At 66.5% G+C, this 14,799-nt stretch carries 19 protein-coding genes; 8 read left to right on the top strand and 11 right to left on the bottom strand.

Annotated elements, in window-relative coordinates:
- Positions 1-11 precede the first annotated feature (11 nt).
- The 4 genes from mlaE to dapC all read right to left on the bottom strand — a co-directional run bounded on the left by mlaE (position 12) and on the right by dapC (position 4,051).
- Positions 12-797 (bottom strand): lipid asymmetry maintenance ABC transporter permease subunit MlaE, encoded by a 786-nt coding sequence (gene mlaE / locus VK98_RS03395; protein ID WP_048412695.1) that lies wholly within the window; start codon positions 795-797, stop codon positions 12-14.
- Positions 790-1,608 (bottom strand): ABC transporter ATP-binding protein, encoded by an 819-nt coding sequence (locus tag VK98_RS03390; RefSeq protein WP_048412694.1) that lies wholly within the window; start codon positions 1,606-1,608, stop codon positions 790-792. The genes mlaE and VK98_RS03390 overlap by 8 nt, the downstream gene beginning before the upstream one ends.
- A gap of 333 nt (positions 1,609-1,941) precedes the next feature.
- Positions 1,942-2,763 carry a 2,3,4,5-tetrahydropyridine-2,6-dicarboxylate N-succinyltransferase gene (gene dapD / locus VK98_RS03385; protein ID WP_048412777.1) on the bottom strand — a complete coding sequence of 274 codons (822 nt, stop codon included), beginning with the start codon at positions 2,761-2,763 and terminating at the stop codon, positions 1,942-1,944.
- 85 nt (positions 2,764-2,848) lie between these two features.
- Positions 2,849-4,051: a succinyldiaminopimelate transaminase gene (dapC, locus tag VK98_RS03380; RefSeq protein ID WP_048412693.1), complete on the bottom strand. Its 1,203-nt coding sequence runs from the start codon at positions 4,049-4,051 to the stop codon at positions 2,849-2,851.
- Positions 4,052-4,099: 48 nt separating this feature from the next.
- Between dapC and VK98_RS03375 the strand changes: the two genes are divergently transcribed.
- Together VK98_RS03375 and VK98_RS03370 are read left to right on the top strand one after the other, a co-directional pair.
- Complete coding sequence (locus tag VK98_RS03375; RefSeq protein ID WP_048412692.1) at positions 4,100-5,014, top strand: DMT family transporter; 915 nt, start codon at positions 4,100-4,102, stop codon at positions 5,012-5,014.
- Positions 5,011-5,586, top strand: coding sequence for a GNAT family N-acetyltransferase (locus VK98_RS03370; RefSeq protein ID WP_048412691.1), 576 nt, complete (start codon positions 5,011-5,013; stop codon positions 5,584-5,586). The genes VK98_RS03375 and VK98_RS03370 overlap by 4 nt, the downstream gene beginning before the upstream one ends.
- 13 nt (positions 5,587-5,599) lie before the next feature.
- Here VK98_RS03370 and VK98_RS03365 read toward each other — a convergent pair whose 3' ends face one another.
- Positions 5,600-5,821: a SlyX family protein gene (locus tag VK98_RS03365; protein WP_048412776.1), complete on the bottom strand. Its 222-nt coding sequence runs from the start codon at positions 5,819-5,821 to the stop codon at positions 5,600-5,602.
- A 10-nt stretch (positions 5,822-5,831) separates the two neighbouring features.
- The gene (locus VK98_RS03360) at positions 5,832-7,145 is read right to left on the bottom strand and encodes a Na+/H+ antiporter family protein (protein WP_048412690.1); all 1,314 of its coding nucleotides are present in this window, start codon (positions 7,143-7,145) and stop codon (positions 5,832-5,834) included.
- Between the two features lie 335 nt (positions 7,146-7,480).
- Here VK98_RS03360 and VK98_RS03355 point away from each other — a divergent pair, with 335 nt between their 5' ends.
- A complete protein-coding gene (locus tag VK98_RS03355; RefSeq protein WP_048412689.1) occupies positions 7,481-7,777 on the top strand; it encodes a DUF2325 domain-containing protein in 297 nt (98 codons plus the stop codon).
- A 23-nt stretch (positions 7,778-7,800) separates the two neighbouring features.
- Positions 7,801-7,929 carry a hypothetical protein gene (locus VK98_RS24325; RefSeq protein ID WP_255360645.1) on the top strand — a complete coding sequence of 43 codons (129 nt, stop codon included), beginning with the start codon at positions 7,801-7,803 and terminating at the stop codon, positions 7,927-7,929.
- Positions 7,930-7,944: 15 nt separating this feature from the next.
- Here VK98_RS24325 and rlmH read toward each other — a convergent pair whose 3' ends face one another.
- The 5 genes from rlmH to VK98_RS03330 form a co-directional block, all read right to left on the bottom strand.
- Positions 7,945-8,415 carry a 23S rRNA (pseudouridine(1915)-N(3))-methyltransferase RlmH gene (gene rlmH / locus VK98_RS03350; RefSeq protein WP_019101316.1) on the bottom strand — a complete coding sequence of 157 codons (471 nt, stop codon included), beginning with the start codon at positions 8,413-8,415 and terminating at the stop codon, positions 7,945-7,947.
- 217 nt (positions 8,416-8,632) lie between these two features.
- Positions 8,633-9,001, bottom strand: a complete 369-nt coding sequence (gene rsfS / locus VK98_RS03345; RefSeq protein WP_019101317.1) for a ribosome silencing factor — start codon at positions 8,999-9,001, stop codon at positions 8,633-8,635.
- Positions 9,002-9,175: 174 nt separating this feature from the next.
- Positions 9,176-9,814: a nicotinate-nucleotide adenylyltransferase gene (nadD, locus tag VK98_RS03340; RefSeq protein ID WP_048412688.1), complete on the bottom strand. Its 639-nt coding sequence runs from the start codon at positions 9,812-9,814 to the stop codon at positions 9,176-9,178.
- A gap of 4 nt (positions 9,815-9,818) precedes the next feature.
- Positions 9,819-10,397 (bottom strand): carbonic anhydrase, encoded by a 579-nt coding sequence (locus tag VK98_RS03335; protein WP_048412687.1) that lies wholly within the window; start codon positions 10,395-10,397, stop codon positions 9,819-9,821.
- 262 nt (positions 10,398-10,659) lie between these two features.
- On the bottom strand, positions 10,660-11,697 hold the full coding sequence (locus VK98_RS03330; protein ID WP_231589196.1) for a DUF2804 domain-containing protein: 1,038 nt from the start codon (positions 11,695-11,697) through the stop codon (positions 10,660-10,662).
- Positions 11,698-11,857: 160 nt separating this feature from the next.
- Between VK98_RS03330 and VK98_RS03325 the strand changes: the two genes are divergently transcribed.
- Genes VK98_RS03325 through VK98_RS03310 form a run of 4 tightly spaced genes read left to right on the top strand, consistent with a single transcriptional unit; the run spans position 11,858 to position 14,755 of the window.
- On the top strand, positions 11,858-12,172 hold the full coding sequence (locus tag VK98_RS03325) for a helix-turn-helix transcriptional regulator (RefSeq protein WP_043589439.1): 315 nt from the start codon (positions 11,858-11,860) through the stop codon (positions 12,170-12,172).
- Complete coding sequence (locus tag VK98_RS03320) at positions 12,172-12,603, top strand: YeeE/YedE family protein (protein WP_043589442.1); 432 nt, start codon at positions 12,172-12,174, stop codon at positions 12,601-12,603. Before VK98_RS03325 ends, VK98_RS03320 begins: the two co-directional genes overlap by 1 nt.
- A 2-nt stretch (positions 12,604-12,605) precedes the next feature.
- Positions 12,606-13,034 carry a DUF6691 family protein gene (locus VK98_RS03315; protein WP_048412686.1) on the top strand — a complete coding sequence of 143 codons (429 nt, stop codon included), beginning with the start codon at positions 12,606-12,608 and terminating at the stop codon, positions 13,032-13,034.
- On the top strand, positions 13,031-14,755 hold the full coding sequence (locus VK98_RS03310; protein ID WP_048412685.1) for a SulP family inorganic anion transporter: 1,725 nt from the start codon (positions 13,031-13,033) through the stop codon (positions 14,753-14,755). The genes VK98_RS03315 and VK98_RS03310 overlap by 4 nt, the downstream gene beginning before the upstream one ends.
- The last annotated feature ends 44 nt before the right edge of the window (positions 14,756-14,799 follow it).

Raw genomic sequence — 14,799 nt, 5'->3', positions numbered from 1 at the left:
TCGGGTTTTTCCTAGAACATGAAGGCGGTCAGGATGAAATCCAGCGCCAGAATGACCAATGCGGAGGTGACCACGGTCCGGGTGGTGGCGGCGGAAATGCCGCTGGCCGTCGGAGTGGCGTCATAACCTTCGAACACGGCGATCAGGGTGACGGCGACGCCGAAGCACAGGCTCTTGATCAGGCCGTTGACCACGTCGAAATGCAGGTCGACGTTGGCCTGCATCTGCGACCAGAAGGTGCCGACGTCCAGGCCTATCATCACCACGCCCACCAGGTAGCCGCCGAAGATGCCGACCACGTTGAACAGCGCGGCCAGGATGGGCATGGAGATCACGCCGGCCCAGAAGCGGGGCGCCACCACGCGGGCGATCGGGTCGACCGCCATCACGCTCATCGCGTCCAGTTGCTCGGTGGTTTTCATCAGGCCGATTTCGGCCGTCATCGCGCTGCCGGCGCGACTGGCGAACAAGAGCGCGGCCAGCACCGGGCCCAGCTCGCGCAACAGCGCCAGCGCCACCACCGCGCCCAGCGCGTCGGCGGAGCCGAATTTGGCGAGGGTGCTGTAGCCTTGCAGGCCCAGCACCATGCCGACGAAGAGGCCGGACACCAGGATGATGATCAAGGACATCACGCCGGCGAAATAGACCTCGCGTATGGTCAGCTGCGGCCGCAACAGGCTCTGGCCGCTGCCGCGCAGGATGGCCACCAGGAAGCGGCAGGCGAAGCCCAGCCGCCAGACGGCGTTGATGGTGAGGTGGCCGAGCTTGCGCAAGGGCGCGGCGATCAAATCAAGCATGGCGGCCTCCGTTGAGTCCCAGGTCGTCGGCGAGCGAGCGCTCCGCCGGGTAGGCGTAGTGCACCGGGCCGTCGGCCTCGCCCCAGATGAACTGGTGCACCCATGGCGAATCCGAATTGCGCACCTGGTCCGGCGTGCCCTGGGCGACGATCTCGCCGCCGGCGACGAAGAGCACGTGGTCGACGATCTCCAGCGATTTGTGCACGTCGTGGGTGACCATCACCGCGGTGGTGCCCAGCGCGTGGTTGAGCTTCTTGATCAGGTGGGCGATCACGCCCAGCGAGATCGGGTCCAGGCCGGTGAAGGGCTCGTCGTAGAGCATCAGTTGCGGGTCCAACGCGATGGCGCGCGCCAGCGCCACCCGGCGCGCCATGCCGCCGGACAGTTCCGCCGGCATCAGCTGCTGGGTGCCGCGCAGGCCGACGGACTCCAGCTTCATGGTCACCAGGTCGCGGATCATGCTGTCCGGCAGCTTGGTGTGCTCGCGAATGGGGAAGGCGACGTTGTCGAACACCGACAGGTCGGTGAACAGCGCGCCGAACTGGAACAGCATGCCCATGCGGCGGCGGTGTTGATAAAGTTCGGCGGCGCTCATCTTGGCGACGCTCTTGCCGTCAACCAGCACTTCGCCGGCCTGCGGGCGGTTCTGGCCGGAGATCAGCCGCAGCAGCGTGGTTTTGCCGCTGCCGCTGCCGCCCATGACGGCCACCAGCTTGCCGCGCGGAATGGCGAGGTTGAGGTTTTTCAGAATGGGCCGCTCGCCATAGGCGAAGCTGACGTTCCTGAACTCGATGAAATTGTCAGAAGACACAAAGTTTCCAGATAGCATGCGTGAAGCCGCGGACGGCCTCGGTTGAAACGGCGGACCCGGAGCGGTGCGATGGCGGGCCGTTCAGGCAAAGCGGCTCTTGAAGCCTGTCACCCAAGCTTTGCCTTGGATGAGCGGTTCTTGGAGAGCGGCCGCTTTTTTGCCGATTCTTTTCGAACTGGAGATTTTATAGACTTGTCGTGAACTAGCCAAATTTCAACGGTGTTCGCGATGCAAATATGCTGCATTGCAATGCGGCCGGCGGCGCGGAGGAGGCGGGGAGAGGCGGACAGCGGGCGTGCCGACTGTCCGCCCGAGCCGGCGGACGGAAGGGGCTTACACGCCGCGCAGCAGTTCGTTGATGCTGGTCTTGCTGCGAGTCTGAGCGTCCACTTTCTTAACGATCACCGCGCAGTACAGGCTGTGGCTGCCGTCCTTGCTCGGCAGGTTGCCGGACACCACCACCGAGCCGGGCGGCACGCGGCCGTAGCTGATCTCGCCGGTTTCGCGGTCGTAGATCTTGGTGGACTGGCCGATGTAGACGCCCATGGAGATCACCGAGCCTTCGCCGACGATCACGCCTTCGACGATTTCCGAACGCGCGCCGATGAAGCAGTTGTCCTCGATGATGGTGGGGTTGGCCTGCAGCGGCTCCAGTACGCCGCCGATGCCGACGCCGCCGGACAAGTGCACGTTCTTGCCGATCTGAGCGCAGGAGCCGACGGTGGCCCAGGTGTCCACCATCGCGCCTTCGTCGACGTAGGCGCCGATATTGACGTAGGACGGCATCAGCACGGTGTTCTTGGCGATGAAGCTGCCCTTGCGCGCCACCGCGCCCGGCACCACGCGGAAGCCGGCTTCCTGGAAGCGGGCCGGGTTCCAGTCGGCGAACTTGGTGTCCACTTTGTCGAAGTAGCGGTTGACGCCGTCGTCGGAAAGCTCATTGTCGCGGATGCGGAAGGACAGCAGCACCGCCTTCTTCACCCATTGGTTCACCACCCAGTCCGCGCCCTGTTTTTCCGCCACGCGCAGGCGGCCGGCGTCCAGCTCGGCGATCACCTGGCCGATGGCGGCCTTGAGCTCGGCGGAAACGGTGGCCGGGGTGATGTCGGCGCGTTGTTCGAAGGCTTCTTCGATCAGGGTCTGGATCGGATGCATGGTGTTCAGTCCTTTGGCAATGTGGATGGAAGTGGTCATTCAATTCGCTTTCAGGCGGCCGCGCCGGAGGCGGGGCCGCGGGGATTCATGGGGTCTGGCGTTGCCGGCGTTCGGCGAAGGCGACGATGCGCTCGACGCCGGCCACGCATTCTTCCAGCGTGGCCACCAGCGCGACGCGGACATAGCCGGCGCCGGGATTGACGCCGTGGGCGTCGCGCGCCAGGTAGCTGCCCGGCAGCACGGTGACGTGTTCCTCGGCGAACAGCGCCTTGGCGAAGTCTACATCATTCCCGTCCGGCACCTTGGCCCACAGGTAGAAGCTGGCGTCCGGGCGCCGCACCTCCAGCCCCATCGCCAGCCGCGGGGTGACCGCGTCGAACTTGGCGATGTATTGGGCCCGGTTGGACTCGACGTGGTCCTCGTCGTTCCAGGCCGCCACGCTGGCCGCCTGTATCGCCAGGCTCATCGCGCTGCCGTGGTAGGTGCGGTAGAGCAGGAACTTGGCCAGCAGCGCGGCGTCGCCGGCGACGAAGCCCGAGCGCATGCCGGGCACATTGGAGCGCTTGGACAGGCTGGTGAACATCGCCAGCCGCTCGAAGCCGCGGCCCAGCTTGCGCGCCGCCTCCAGCCCGCCCAGCGGCGGCCGGCCGAAGTGGATTTCGGAATAGCATTCGTCGCTGGCGATGACGAAGCCGTAGCGCTCGGACAGCTGGAACAGCGTCTCCCAGTCCGCCAGCGACATCACCGCACCGGTGGGGTTGCCGGGGCTGCACACGATCACCAGCTGGGTGCGTTGCCACACCGCTTCCGGCACCTGGCTCCAGTCCGGCTGGAAGCGCTGTTCGGCCAGACAGTTGACATAGTAGGGTTCGGCGCCGGCCAACAGTGCCGCGCCTTCGTAAATCTGGTAAAAAGGGTTGGGGGATATCACGATGGGCGTCTGCCCGGCGCTGGCGTCGATCACCGTCTGCACAAAAGCAAACAAGGCTTCACGGCTGCCGTTGACCGGCAGTATCTCGCTTTGCGCATCCAGTTCCAGATCATAGCGCCGTCGCATCCAGCCGGCGCAGGCTTGGCGCAGCGCCTCGCTGCCCAGCGTGGCCGGGTATTGCGACAGCCCGCCTAGGTTGTCGATCAGAGCCTGTTCGACCAGCTCCGGGGTTGGATGTTTGGGTTCGCCTATCGACAGATTGATGTGCGTTTTGTCCGCCGGCGGCGTCAGGCCGGCAAGCAGCGCGCGCAGGCGCTGGAAGGGATAGGGCTGCAATTGGGCCAGGCGGGGGTTCACGGTGTCTCCAAAGCGGGCGCAAGCAAACGAATATCTTAAGAACAAGCGATGACACCTGTAAAACAAAAATTTCTCGCCGTCTGCGGCATTCTCACCACCGCTCTGGTCTGGGGCTTGATGTGGTACCCGTTTCGCAGCCTCAATCAAAGCGGCGTCAGCGTGGCGATGACCTCGCTGGTGGTCTATCTGGTGGCCATCACTCTGGGCGTGATCACCTTTTTCGACGTCTACCGCCGCCAGTTCCGGCTGCAGCCGGTGTTGCTGGTGCTGACCGCGGTGTTCGGCTGGTGCAACTACAGCTATACCTGGGCGGTGTCCGAGGGCCAGGTGATGCGGGTCTTGCTGCTGTTCTACCTGTCGCCGCTGTGGACGGTGTTCCTGTCGCGCTTGATCCTGAAGGAGCGGCTGACCCGCAGCGGCTGGCTGGTGGTGGCCTTGTCGCTGCTCGGCTGCTTCATCTTCATCTACCGGCCGGGCCTGTTCGCCGGCGAGCTGCCGCTCAGCCATCGTTACGAGTGGCTGGCCCTGTCCGGCGGCATGGCCTTCGCGCTGGGCAATGTGCTCAGCCGCGGCGCCCAGTCCATCCCGGTGCCGGTCAAGTCGGCGTCGATCTGGTTCGGCGTGGCGTCCATCGGCGCGATCAAGCTGGCGCTGGCCGGGCAATTGGGCGGCATTCTGCAGATTCCGCCGCAAAGTTGGCTGGTGCTGGGCATTCTGGGCGTCACCCTGTTGTGCACCAGCGTGATCTCGCAGCACGGCGTGTCCATTTTGCCGGCGACGCAGACGATGACGCTGATGCTGATGGAGCTGTTGTTCGCGGCGGCGTCGGCCTATCTGCTGGCCGGCGAGGCGATGACGCCGCGCGAATGGCTGGGCGGCGCCTTGATCGCCAGCGCCAGCCTGTTGTCGGGACGCATGAGCAGGAAGCCGGGGACGGCGCAATGGAAACAGGAGACAGCATGATTACGATCCGAGCGATGAACGACAGCGATTTCGAACGCTTCTGGCCGGTGTTCCAGGCGGTGGTGGCGGCCCGGGAGACCTATGCCTTCGATCCGGAGCTGACACGGGAGCAGGCGCGCGAGTTGTGGCTGCGGCTGCCCTTGCACACCCTGGTGGCGGAGGAGGACGGCGCGCTGCTGGGCTCGTATTTTCTCAAGCCCAACGCCGCCGGTCCGGGCGGCCATGTCTGCAATTGCGGTTATATGGTGGCCGAGGCGGCGCGCGGCAAGGGCGTGGCGCGGCTGATGTGCGAGCACTCGCAGCAATTGGCGCGGGACAGCGGCTTCCTGGCGATGCAGTTCAACTCGGTGGTGGCCAGCAACGAGGTGGCGGTGGCCTTGTGGAGCAAGCTGGGGTTCGAGCCGGTGGGCCGTTTGCCGCGCGCTTACCGCCACGCGCGGCTGGGCCTGGTGGACTGCCTGGTGATGTACAAATGGCTGGGCGACGCCGCGCCGGAGATGCCGGAGCCGGCGCCGCTGATCGGCCGCAAGAATATCGAGGCGACGGTGTCGCGGCGCAGAGGCCACCGCTAAGCCGTCGTCGGCATCAATAATGCGGCGGAATCTCGTCGCGCGGGCTGAGGCCGGACGCGGCGTCGTCCGGCTGGGCTTGACGGAATTGCTGGTAGAGCAGACGCATTTGCTGTTGCAGCAGCTCCATGTCTTTTTGCTGGCGCGCCACGGTGGCGTTCAGCGCGTCCAAGAGTTCGTCCTGGAAGGCGAGCTTCACTTCCATTTCGGCCAGGCGGGCATCGATTTGATCATCCATGCCGGCCATTCTACAACACCATCGCCGCAATCCAGCCGGCCGCCAGCACCGGCAGGTTGTAGTGCAGGAAGGTGGGCAGCACGGTGTCGCGGATATGGTCGTGCTGGCCGTCCACGTTCAGGCCCGAAGTCGGCCCCAGCGTGGAGTCCGACGCCGGCGAGCCGGCGTCGCCCAGCGCGCCGGCGGTGCCGATGATGGCCACCGTGGCCAGCGGCGAAAAGCCCAGGTGCATGCACAGCGGCACGTAGATGGCGGTGAGGATGGGCACGGTGGAGAAGGACGAGCCTATGCCCAGGGTCACCACCAGGCCCACCAGCAGCATGGCGAAGGCGGCCACGCCCTGGTTGCCGGCGAACAGGCCGGCGCTGGCGGTCACCAGAGCGCCCACCTGGCCGGTGGCCTTCAGCACCTCGGCGAAGCCTTGGGCGGTGATCATGGTGAAGCCTATCATCGCCATCATCTTCATGCCCTCGTTGAACAGACCGTCCGCGTCCTTCCATTTCACCACGCCGGTGGCGAGGAACAGCAGAAAGCCCGCCAGCGCGCCCATGATCATCGAATCGGTGTACAGCTGCACCGCGAAGGCCAGCGCGATCGCCAGCAGCGCGGTGGCCAGCGATTTGCGGCTGACCTTGGCGCGGGTGCGCTCGGCGTTTTCTATCTTGCCCAAGGCGTACTGGCGCGGCTTGCGGTAGCTGACCAGCACCGCCCACAACAGGCCGGCCACCATGCCCAGCGCCGGGATCGCCATCGCGTGCATCACATTGAGGCCGCGCACGTCCATGCCGGATTTGGCGATGTTGCCGAGCAGGATCTGTTTCAGAAAGATGTCGCCGAAGCCCACCGGAAACACCATATAGGGCGTGACCAGGCCGAAGGTGATCACGCAGGCGACCAGGCGGCGGTCCAGATGCAGCCGCGCCATCACATAAAGCAGCGGCGGCACCAGCAAGGGGATGAAGGCGATGTGGATGGGCACCAGGTTCTGGCTGGCGACGCTGACCGCGGCCAGCAGCAGGATCAACGCCCATTTCAGCCGGCTCTGGCCGCTGTCGCGTTCCAGCCGCTTGACCGCCAGATCCGCCATCGCGTGCGGCAGGCCGGATTTGGCGATGGCCAGCGCGAAGGCGCCCAGCAGGGCGTAGGACAGGGCCACCGAGGCGCCGCCGGTGATGCCGTTGTTGAAGGCTTCCAGCGTGCGGGACAGGGACAGACCGCCGCAGAGGCCGCCGATCAAGGCGCCGAGCAGCAGGCTGATGACGACGTGGGTGCGCAACAGCGCCAGCCCGAGCATGACGATGACGGCCAGAAGAACTGCGTTCATTTGTATATACAGATCAATAGGTTGGACGAAGACGCCGAGGGCGCGCAGCGTAGCGGGTTTCGGTTTTTCTGTCGATAGTTTTGCTTGGAACGCGGCACGAAGCGGCGCGGTAGGGAGCCGACCGCGGCGGCGGAAGCGGGATCTTGCTTTGCTTTGCGATTTCAAAGACTTGCCGGCTTGACGCCGTGGAAGCGGGCGCGACGGGGCCGTTGCGGCATTTATATACTTGTTGGAAATAAAAAACTAATTTTATATATCTTTACTGTGCTATTACGCCGGCTTAGAGTGAGGGCATGTCGAGGCGCGTCCCGCGCCGCGCAGAGAGGAGGTGGCCGATGAACGCCCTGTTGATAGGCGCGGACAGCTTGGGGAACATTCCGGCGGTTCTGCAAAGCTACGATATCCGGATCGCCCGCCACATCTGCGGGCGCAACGTCGCGCATCAGCGCAGGGCGCCGCTGCCGGGCAAGCCGGATCTGCTGATCCTGCTCACCGATTTTCTGGGACACAATGTGATGCGCAATTACCGGGACCGCGCCCACGCGCTGGGCATCCCGGTGGTGGCCTGCCGCCGTTCCGCCACCGCGGTGGAGCGGCGTTTGCAACATGAAGGCTGGAGGAAGCTGCCATGATTTTTTCGGGCAATGAGAATTGGTTGGGTAGCTTGGCGCGCGCCGAGGATTCGGCGCTGCCCTTGCGCGACGACACGGTGGCGGTGGAGTGGGCCAGGCTGGCGCCGCAGCCCTTGCCGCAGGCGGCGGCGCAGCCGTCGCAGCCGGCGTGATCCGCCGGCGTCCGTCTATTCGCGGTGGTAGGGGTGGTTGTTGAGGATGGAGTAGGCGCGGTAGATCTGCTCGGCCAGCATCACCCGCACCATGCCGTGGGGCAGGGTCATCGCCGACAGCTGCAGCAGCACGTCGGCGCGCTGCTTCAATTCCGCGGCCAGGCCGTCGGCGCCGCCGATGATGAAGGCCACGTCGTCGCCGCCGGCCATCCATTCCTTCAGGCCTTCCGCCAGCCGCACCGAAGTCCAGTTCTTGCCGCGTTCGTCCATCACCACCAGTCGCGCGCGCGGCGGAATGGCGGCGAGCAGCCGCTCGTGCTCGGCGGCAATGCCTTTTTCGGCGGTGACGCCGCCGCCGCGTTTCTCCGGTTTGATTTCCTTCAGTTCCAGCGTGATGTCGCGGCCGAAGCGCTTGGCGTAATCGCCGTAGGCCTCATCGACCCAGCGCGGCATCTTGGTGCCGACGGCGAGAATAGTGATTTTCATCGTGAATGAGCCAGGGAATAAACGCAAACGGGGACTTGCGTCCCCGTTTCGATGAGCGGCTTAGAACCTGTTTACGATCTGCTACGCGTTGGCGATACGGCGTTGAAACCGTCCTCGAAATGCTCATGTACCACTTGTACATTCCGCTTTCACAGCCGTTTTCGCCTTGTCTCGCTCTTGCTCGCGAGACCGTAAACACGTTCTTAGCGCAGCCGGATCAGGTCGCCGACCACGGACGGCCGCCGGCCGGCAGGAAGCTGGGCTTCTGGCCGCCCCACAGCGCCTCGATGTCGTAGTAGTCGCGCACCGCGGGCAGCATCACGTGCACCACCACGTCGCCCGCGTCCACCAGCACCCATTCGCCGCTTTCGTGGCCTTCGCTGCCGACGATGTCCACGCCGGCTTCCTTCAACTTGACGTGCACGCTGTTGGCCAGCGCCTTGACCTGGCGGTTGGAGTCGCCGGTGGCCACGATCATGCATTGGAACAGCGAGGTCAGTTTGCTGGTGTCCAGTTCGATGATGTCTTTGCCCTTGACGTCTTCCAGGGCTTCGATCGCCAGCTTGGCAATGTCTTGCACTTCCATAATGTCCTTTTCCTGTGCGGGGTCCGCGGCGGCCGGGGCCGACGCAAAGCTGCCGCAAAATGGCGGGCGGGGCCGGCGCGCGCAGCGCGGCGGCAGGCCTGCCGTATTGCTTTTAAAGTGAATCGCTGCCGGCCGACTGCGGGCGGCCTGGCGGAAAGTGGCCGGACACGGCGGCTACACTGTCTGGTATAGCCGGTGTTGGCGGATATAGGCCAGCACCGCGGGCGGCAGCACATCGTCCACCGCGTCGCCGCGCGCCAGGCGCTGGCGGATGTCGGTGGCCGCGATGTCCACCGGCGGCAAGGCCAAGGGGCGGATTGTACCGGATGCGGTTCGATTTGAAAAATCAGAGACTTGCCGGGCGCGCCACAAGGCTTGCACCGGCGCCGGCAGCGAGGCCGGATCGAAGCCGGGACGCAAGGCCACGGCCAGGTTGGCGAAACGCAACAGTTCGTCCCAGCGCTTCCAGGTATGCAGCCCGGCCAGCGAGTCGCCGCCGATCAAAAACCACAGTTCGGCGTCCGCGCCCAGTTCGGCGCGCAGCTCTTCCAGGGTGTCTATGGTGTAGGCGGCGCCGGGGCGGCGCACTTCGCGTTCGTCCACCGTCAGCAGCGGCCGATCCGCCGCCGCCAGCTTTGCCATGGCCAGCCGTTGCGCCGGCGCGGCGTGCGGGCCCTGGCTGCGGTGATAGGGCCGGCCGGCCGGAATCAGCCTGACCTGGTCCAGCGCCAGCTCCGCGGCGAAGGCGTCGGCCATGCGCAGGTGGGCGTTGTGGATGGGGTCGAAGGTGCCGCCGAACAGGCCCAGGCGCAAGGGCTTACTCCAGCGCGTCGTCGTTCTGGTAGCCGTCGACGATGACTTCCAGCCGGCCGGTGGACGGATGGATCACCATGCCGTGCACCGGCACGTCCTTGGGCATCAGCGGGTGGTTGCGGATGGTGTGCACGGTGTGGCGCACGCTGTCGGACACGTTGTCGAAGCCCTTCAGCCAGCCGTCCAGATCGATGCCGGCGGCGCGCAAGGTGGCGATGGTGTCTTCCGACACGCCGCGTTCCATCGCGTGGTCCAGCACGCGCTGCGGATCGACCGCGCGCATGCCGCAGTCGCGGTGGGCGACCACGCAGATTTCGTCGGCGCGCAGTTCGTACACCGCCATGATCAGGCTGCGCATCACCGAACCCCACGGGTGGGTGATCAGCGCGCCGGCGTTCTTGATCAGCTTGGCGTCGCCGTTCTTCAGGCCCATGGCCTTGGGCAGCAGTTCCACCAGCCGCGCGTCCATACAGGCCAGCACGGCCAGGCCCTTGCCGGGGAATTTGTCGGTCTTGAATTGCTCGTATTCGCGGTTTTCCACGAAGTGGCGATTGTGTTCGAGCAGAGCGCTTAATCTATCCATGATGGCAATCTCCTACTGAGAGTCTGTTCATCAGCGTTCTGACGCGGCGGCGGCAAAAGGATCATGGACAGGCTCTGGACGGTTTGTCAGGTTTGGGCGTTTAGAGAGAATACTCGGTTGCGGGCGCATCCTACCACTGTTGTTCCCGCCGGTCTTGTGTTTTCGCAAAACGGGGATTTCCCTGGCTACAGCAGGGAATTGCGATGAACTTCAGACAATGGCGGCGAATGGTCGTTGGCTTGCGACATCGAGCGGGCTACGTTCACCAACGCGACAGATGGTCCTCGGTCACGCCCAGCAAATCGCTGACCACATGGTCGGCGCCGCCGTCCGGGTCGCGAATCCGGCCGTTGAAACGGCCGATGGGCTGTACGTAGCGGCTGGCGGCGATCAGCAGATTCTTGTCTTCGCGCCGCGCGCCTTCCGGCGCGAAGCTCAGGTCCAGCAGGCCGTTGTCGCTGCGCATGCGCCAGCCCTGCAGCGGATCGTCCGGCTGGTAGTCGAAGCTGACCGGCCCCAGCCGGATCAGCTTGCCGCGCAGCCAGGCGGCGTTTTCGGTATCGCCCATATAGCCTTGCTGCAGATTGAAGCCCAGTTCCAGCGAATGCGCGCTGGCCCAGCGCCAGCGGGTTTCCCTCGCCAGCAGGCCGTTGGAGTAGTCCAGCGCCGCCACCGCGCCGTCCAGCGAATAGCGCCGGTCCTGGCAGTCGGCGAAGCCGCTGATCCGGAGGCCGCCGCTCTTATGGGTGGAGTGGGCCAGCCAGTTGGCCGGCGCGATCACCGCCAGCACCGGCGGCATGTCCGTCAACTGGATATGCGCGGCCACTTTCAACTGCGGCGAGTCCACCGCCAGTTCCAGCCGCTCGCCGTCGCGGCGGAAACTCAGCCGGCAGCGGCCGGCCTGGAAGGAGGCGTCGCCGAAGGCGCGGTCCTCTATCCGGGTGGACAGGCCGGGCAGGCCGTTGGCGCTGGCGGCGGCGATGACTTCGCCGCTCTTGCGGTCGAACAGATAGGCGAAAGCGGTGCCGGTCCAGCCGACGTCGACAATGGCGACGCCGATGAAAAAGGCCGGGTGGGCGATGGCCGCGTACTGCCAGCGCTTGTGATGCAGCCGGCGCGTCAGCCGTTGATAGGGCGTGGTTTTCAGCGCGCGCCAGTCCAGCCGGTCGATGATGCCCTGATATACGCCGAAGGCGGGGATGCCGCGTTCGTGCACCAACTGCCTGGGGGCGGGCGGGAGGAGGGTGGAGGCCATGGCGGTGCTGGGCCGGGTCGGCGCCGCGGCTGAAAATAGGTTCATGGCCTTGAGTCTACAACAGTTTTTCCCGGCGCGATGGTGACTGATAGGCCATGTGGCGGCGGGCGGACTACTGTGGCGCGGCGGTAACAGTTAGTTGATTTACATTATATTGTAAAACATAATGTTTGCGCCGCCGGAAAGCCGGCGCGGGAGAACGAATATGGATTTGAACATGCTGCGCGCCAATGCCGGCCGCGCCGCCTTGTTGTTGAAGGGCCTGGCCAATGAGGACAGGCTGCTGCTGCTGTGCCAGCTGGTGGACGGCGAGAAGTCGGTGTCTGAGCTGGAGCGTTTGACCGGCATTCGCCAGCCCTCTTTGTCGCAGCAGCTGGGCGTGTTGCGCAATGAAGGCCTGGTGGCGACGCGGCGCGAAGGCAAATGGGTGTATTACAGCGTGGCCAGCGCCGACGCCCTGGCCTTGCTGAACGCCTTGCACGCCTTGTTCTGCGCCGACCAGCCGGCGGGAGCGGCGTGATGGCCGCGGATTGGGCGGCGTTCACGCCGTGGCCCGCCTTGGCGGGCGGGGCGTTGATCGGCGCGGCGGCGGCTTGGCTGGCTCTGTTGCATGGTCGCGTCGCCGGCATCAGCGGCATGCTGGGCGGCTTGTTGGAGCGGCGGGCGGACTGGCGCGCGCGCTTGGCCTTTCTCCTGGGCCTGACGGCGGCGCCGGCTTGGTGGTGGCTGGCGGCGGGCGAATTGCCCGTCGTCAAGATCGAGGCCGGCGGCTTGCGCTTGCTGGCCGCCGGCCTGCTGGTGGGCGTCGGCGCGGGTCTGGGTTCCGGCTGCACCAGCGGCCACGGCGTCTGCGGCCTGGCGCGTTTATCGCCGCGCTCGCTGGCGGCGACGGCGGCCTTCATGTTTGCCGGCTTCGTCACCGTGGCCGCGGTTCGACATTGGGGGGCGTGAAGATGGCGGCGGAGTGGAAACGCTTGTTGTCGATGGCGGGCGCGGGCCTGTTGTTCGGCCTGGGCTTGTTGCTGTCCGGCATGGCCAATCCGGCCAAGGTGCTGGCCTTTCTTGACCTGGGCGGCGCCTGGGATCCCAGCCTGGCGCTGGTGATGGCCGGAGCCGTCGCCGCGGCCTGGCCGGCCTTCCGTCTGGCCGAGCGCCGCCCGCGCGCGTTCCTGGGCGAGCCGGCGCGGTGGCCGGCCAAGACGCCGCTGACGCGCCGGCTGATCGGCGGCGCTCTGCTGTTCGGCGCAGGTTGGGGCCTGGCCGGCCTCTGTCCGGGGCCGGCCTTGCTGCTGGGCGGCATGGCGTCGCCGCTGAGCCTATGGTTTTTGCCGGCGATGGCGGCCGGCCTGTGGCTGGCCGGACGATGGGAGCGGCGCGGATGAGGCTCTGGCTGCCGGCCTGGTTGCGCGACTACCGGCGCGCGTATTTGCCGGGCGATCTGGGCGCGGGCCTGGTGGTGACCTTGCTGCTGGCGCCGCAAGGGCTGGCTTACGCGCTGGTGGCCGGCCTGCCGGCGCAGGCGGGCTTGTACGCCAGCATCGCGCCCTTGCTGATTTACGCGCTGGCCGGGCGCAGTCACGCGCAGTCGGTGGGGCCGATGGCGATGACGTCCTTATTGGTGGCGGCCACGCTGGCGCGCTTGGCCGAGCCGGGCTCGGGCGATTATCTGGCGTTGGCCATCGGCCTGGCGCTGCTGTCCGGCGCGATGCTGGCGGCGCTCGGCCTGCTACGGCTGGGTTTCGTCGCCGATCTCTTGTCCGAACCGGTGCTGGCGGCCTTCACCTCGGCGTCGGCCTTGCTGATCGTGCTGTCGCAGCTGGGGCCCTTGCTGGGCGTGCAGGCCGGCGGCGCGTCCTTGCCGCAGCTGCTGGCCGGTCTGTGGCGGGCGGCCGGCGGGCTCAATCCGGCGGCGTTGTTGTTCGGCGCGACGGCGCTGGTCTTGCTGCTGCTGGCGCGCTGGTTGGGCGATCCGCTGTTGCGCCGCTGCGGCCTGCGCGCGCCGACGCGGCAACTGTGGCTGCGTCTGGCGCCGTTGCTGGCGGTGCTGCTGGGCATGGCGCTGGTGGCCGGCCTGGGTCTGCGCGCCGCCTTGCCGGTGGTGGGCGAAATTCCGCCGGGTCTGCCGACGCCGACCTGGCCGGGCCTGAGTCTGGAGCAGTGGTCGCAGTTGGCGCTGCCGGCCTTTTTCATCGCCTTGATCAATTACGTGCAAAGCCTGGCGGTGGCCCAGGCGCTGGCGCAAGACCGCGGCGACGAGGTGGATCCGGACCGGGAGCTGCTGGCGCTGGGCCTGTGCAATATCGGCGCCGGCCTGTCCGGCGGCTTTCCGGTCACCGGCGGCCTGACCCGCTCCATGGTCAACGCCGAAGCCGGCGCCCAGACTCAGCTGGCCTCGGTGGTCGCCGCCCTGGGCATCATGCTGCTGGCCAGCTTCGCCGCCGGCGCGCTGGCCTTGCTGCCGCTGGCGGTGCTGGCGGCGATGATCATCGCCTCGGTCAGCGCCATGATACGTTTCGACAGCCTGAGGCTGGCCTGGCGCGTCGACCGCGCCGACGCGGCGGCCTTCGCGCTGACTTTCATGCTGGTGCTGTGGCTGGGGGTGGATTCCGGCATCGTCGCCGGCGTGCTGATGTCGCTGGCCGCGATGCTGTGGCGCAGCAGCCGGCCGCACATCGCCGAACTGGGCCGCTTGCCGGGCAGTCATCATTTCCGCAACCGGCTGCGCTTCGCGGTGGAGCGCCTGCCCGGCGCGTTGTTTCTGCGCGTCGACGAGAGCCTGTTCTTCGGCAACGCCCGCCAGGTGCGCGGCGAGGCGCTGCGCCGGCTGGCCGCCCAGGACGGAATCACGCGGCTGGTGTTGATCATGAGCGCGGTCAACCGCGTGGATACCAGCGCCTTGCTGATGCTGACGCGGCTGGACGCGGAACTGACGGCGCGCGGGGTGACGCTGCACCTGGCCGAGATCAAGGGGCCGGTGGCGCAGCGGATGGAGGGCGGCGGTCTGCTGGCCGGTTTCGCCGGGCGCGTGCACCTGAGCGCGCAGGCGGCGTGGGAGGCGCTGGCCGCGACGCCGCCGGACGGCGGGGAAGCTCATACTCTTTGACAGTTGATGTTGCGCCGCCTCATGCAACTTGTGGCCGATCATGG

It is taken from the genome of Chromobacterium sp. LK11 (assembly GCF_001043705.1).
GTDB lineage: Bacteria > Pseudomonadota > Gammaproteobacteria > Burkholderiales > Chromobacteriaceae > Chromobacterium > Chromobacterium alkanivorans.
This window is presented reverse-complemented; position numbering and strand designations above follow the sequence as displayed.

Coding starts and splice junctions, on each gene's coding strand:
- VK98_RS03375 (WP_048412692.1), top strand. CDS start 4,100: ATGACACCTGTAAAACAAAAATTTCTCGCCGTCTGCGGCATTCTCACC.
- VK98_RS03355 (WP_048412689.1), top strand. CDS start 7,481: ATGAACGCCCTGTTGATAGGCGCGGACAGCTTGGGGAACATTCCGGCG.
- mlaE (WP_048412695.1), bottom strand. CDS start 797: ATGCTTGATTTGATCGCCGCGCCCTTGCGCAAGCTCGGCCACCTCACC.
- rlmH (WP_019101316.1), bottom strand. CDS start 8,415: ATGAAAATCACTATTCTCGCCGTCGGCACCAAGATGCCGCGCTGGGTC.
- dapD (WP_048412777.1), bottom strand. CDS start 2,763: ATGCATCCGATCCAGACCCTGATCGAAGAAGCCTTCGAACAACGCGCC.
- VK98_RS03365 (WP_048412776.1), bottom strand. CDS start 5,821: ATGGATGATCAAATCGATGCCCGCCTGGCCGAAATGGAAGTGAAGCTC.
- VK98_RS03335 (WP_048412687.1), bottom strand. CDS start 10,397: ATGGATAGATTAAGCGCTCTGCTCGAACACAATCGCCACTTCGTGGAA.
- VK98_RS03325 (WP_043589439.1), top strand. CDS start 11,858: ATGGATTTGAACATGCTGCGCGCCAATGCCGGCCGCGCCGCCTTGTTG.
- VK98_RS03360 (WP_048412690.1), bottom strand. CDS start 7,145: ATGAACGCAGTTCTTCTGGCCGTCATCGTCATGCTCGGGCTGGCGCTG.
- VK98_RS03310 (WP_048412685.1), top strand. CDS start 13,031: ATGAGGCTCTGGCTGCCGGCCTGGTTGCGCGACTACCGGCGCGCGTAT.
- VK98_RS03320 (WP_043589442.1), top strand. CDS start 12,172: ATGGCCGCGGATTGGGCGGCGTTCACGCCGTGGCCCGCCTTGGCGGGC.
- rsfS (WP_019101317.1), bottom strand. CDS start 9,001: ATGGAAGTGCAAGACATTGCCAAGCTGGCGATCGAAGCCCTGGAAGAC.
- VK98_RS03330 (WP_231589196.1), bottom strand. CDS start 11,697: ATGAACCTATTTTCAGCCGCGGCGCCGACCCGGCCCAGCACCGCCATG.
- VK98_RS03370 (WP_048412691.1), top strand. CDS start 5,011: ATGATTACGATCCGAGCGATGAACGACAGCGATTTCGAACGCTTCTGG.
- VK98_RS03315 (WP_048412686.1), top strand. CDS start 12,606: ATGGCGGCGGAGTGGAAACGCTTGTTGTCGATGGCGGGCGCGGGCCTG.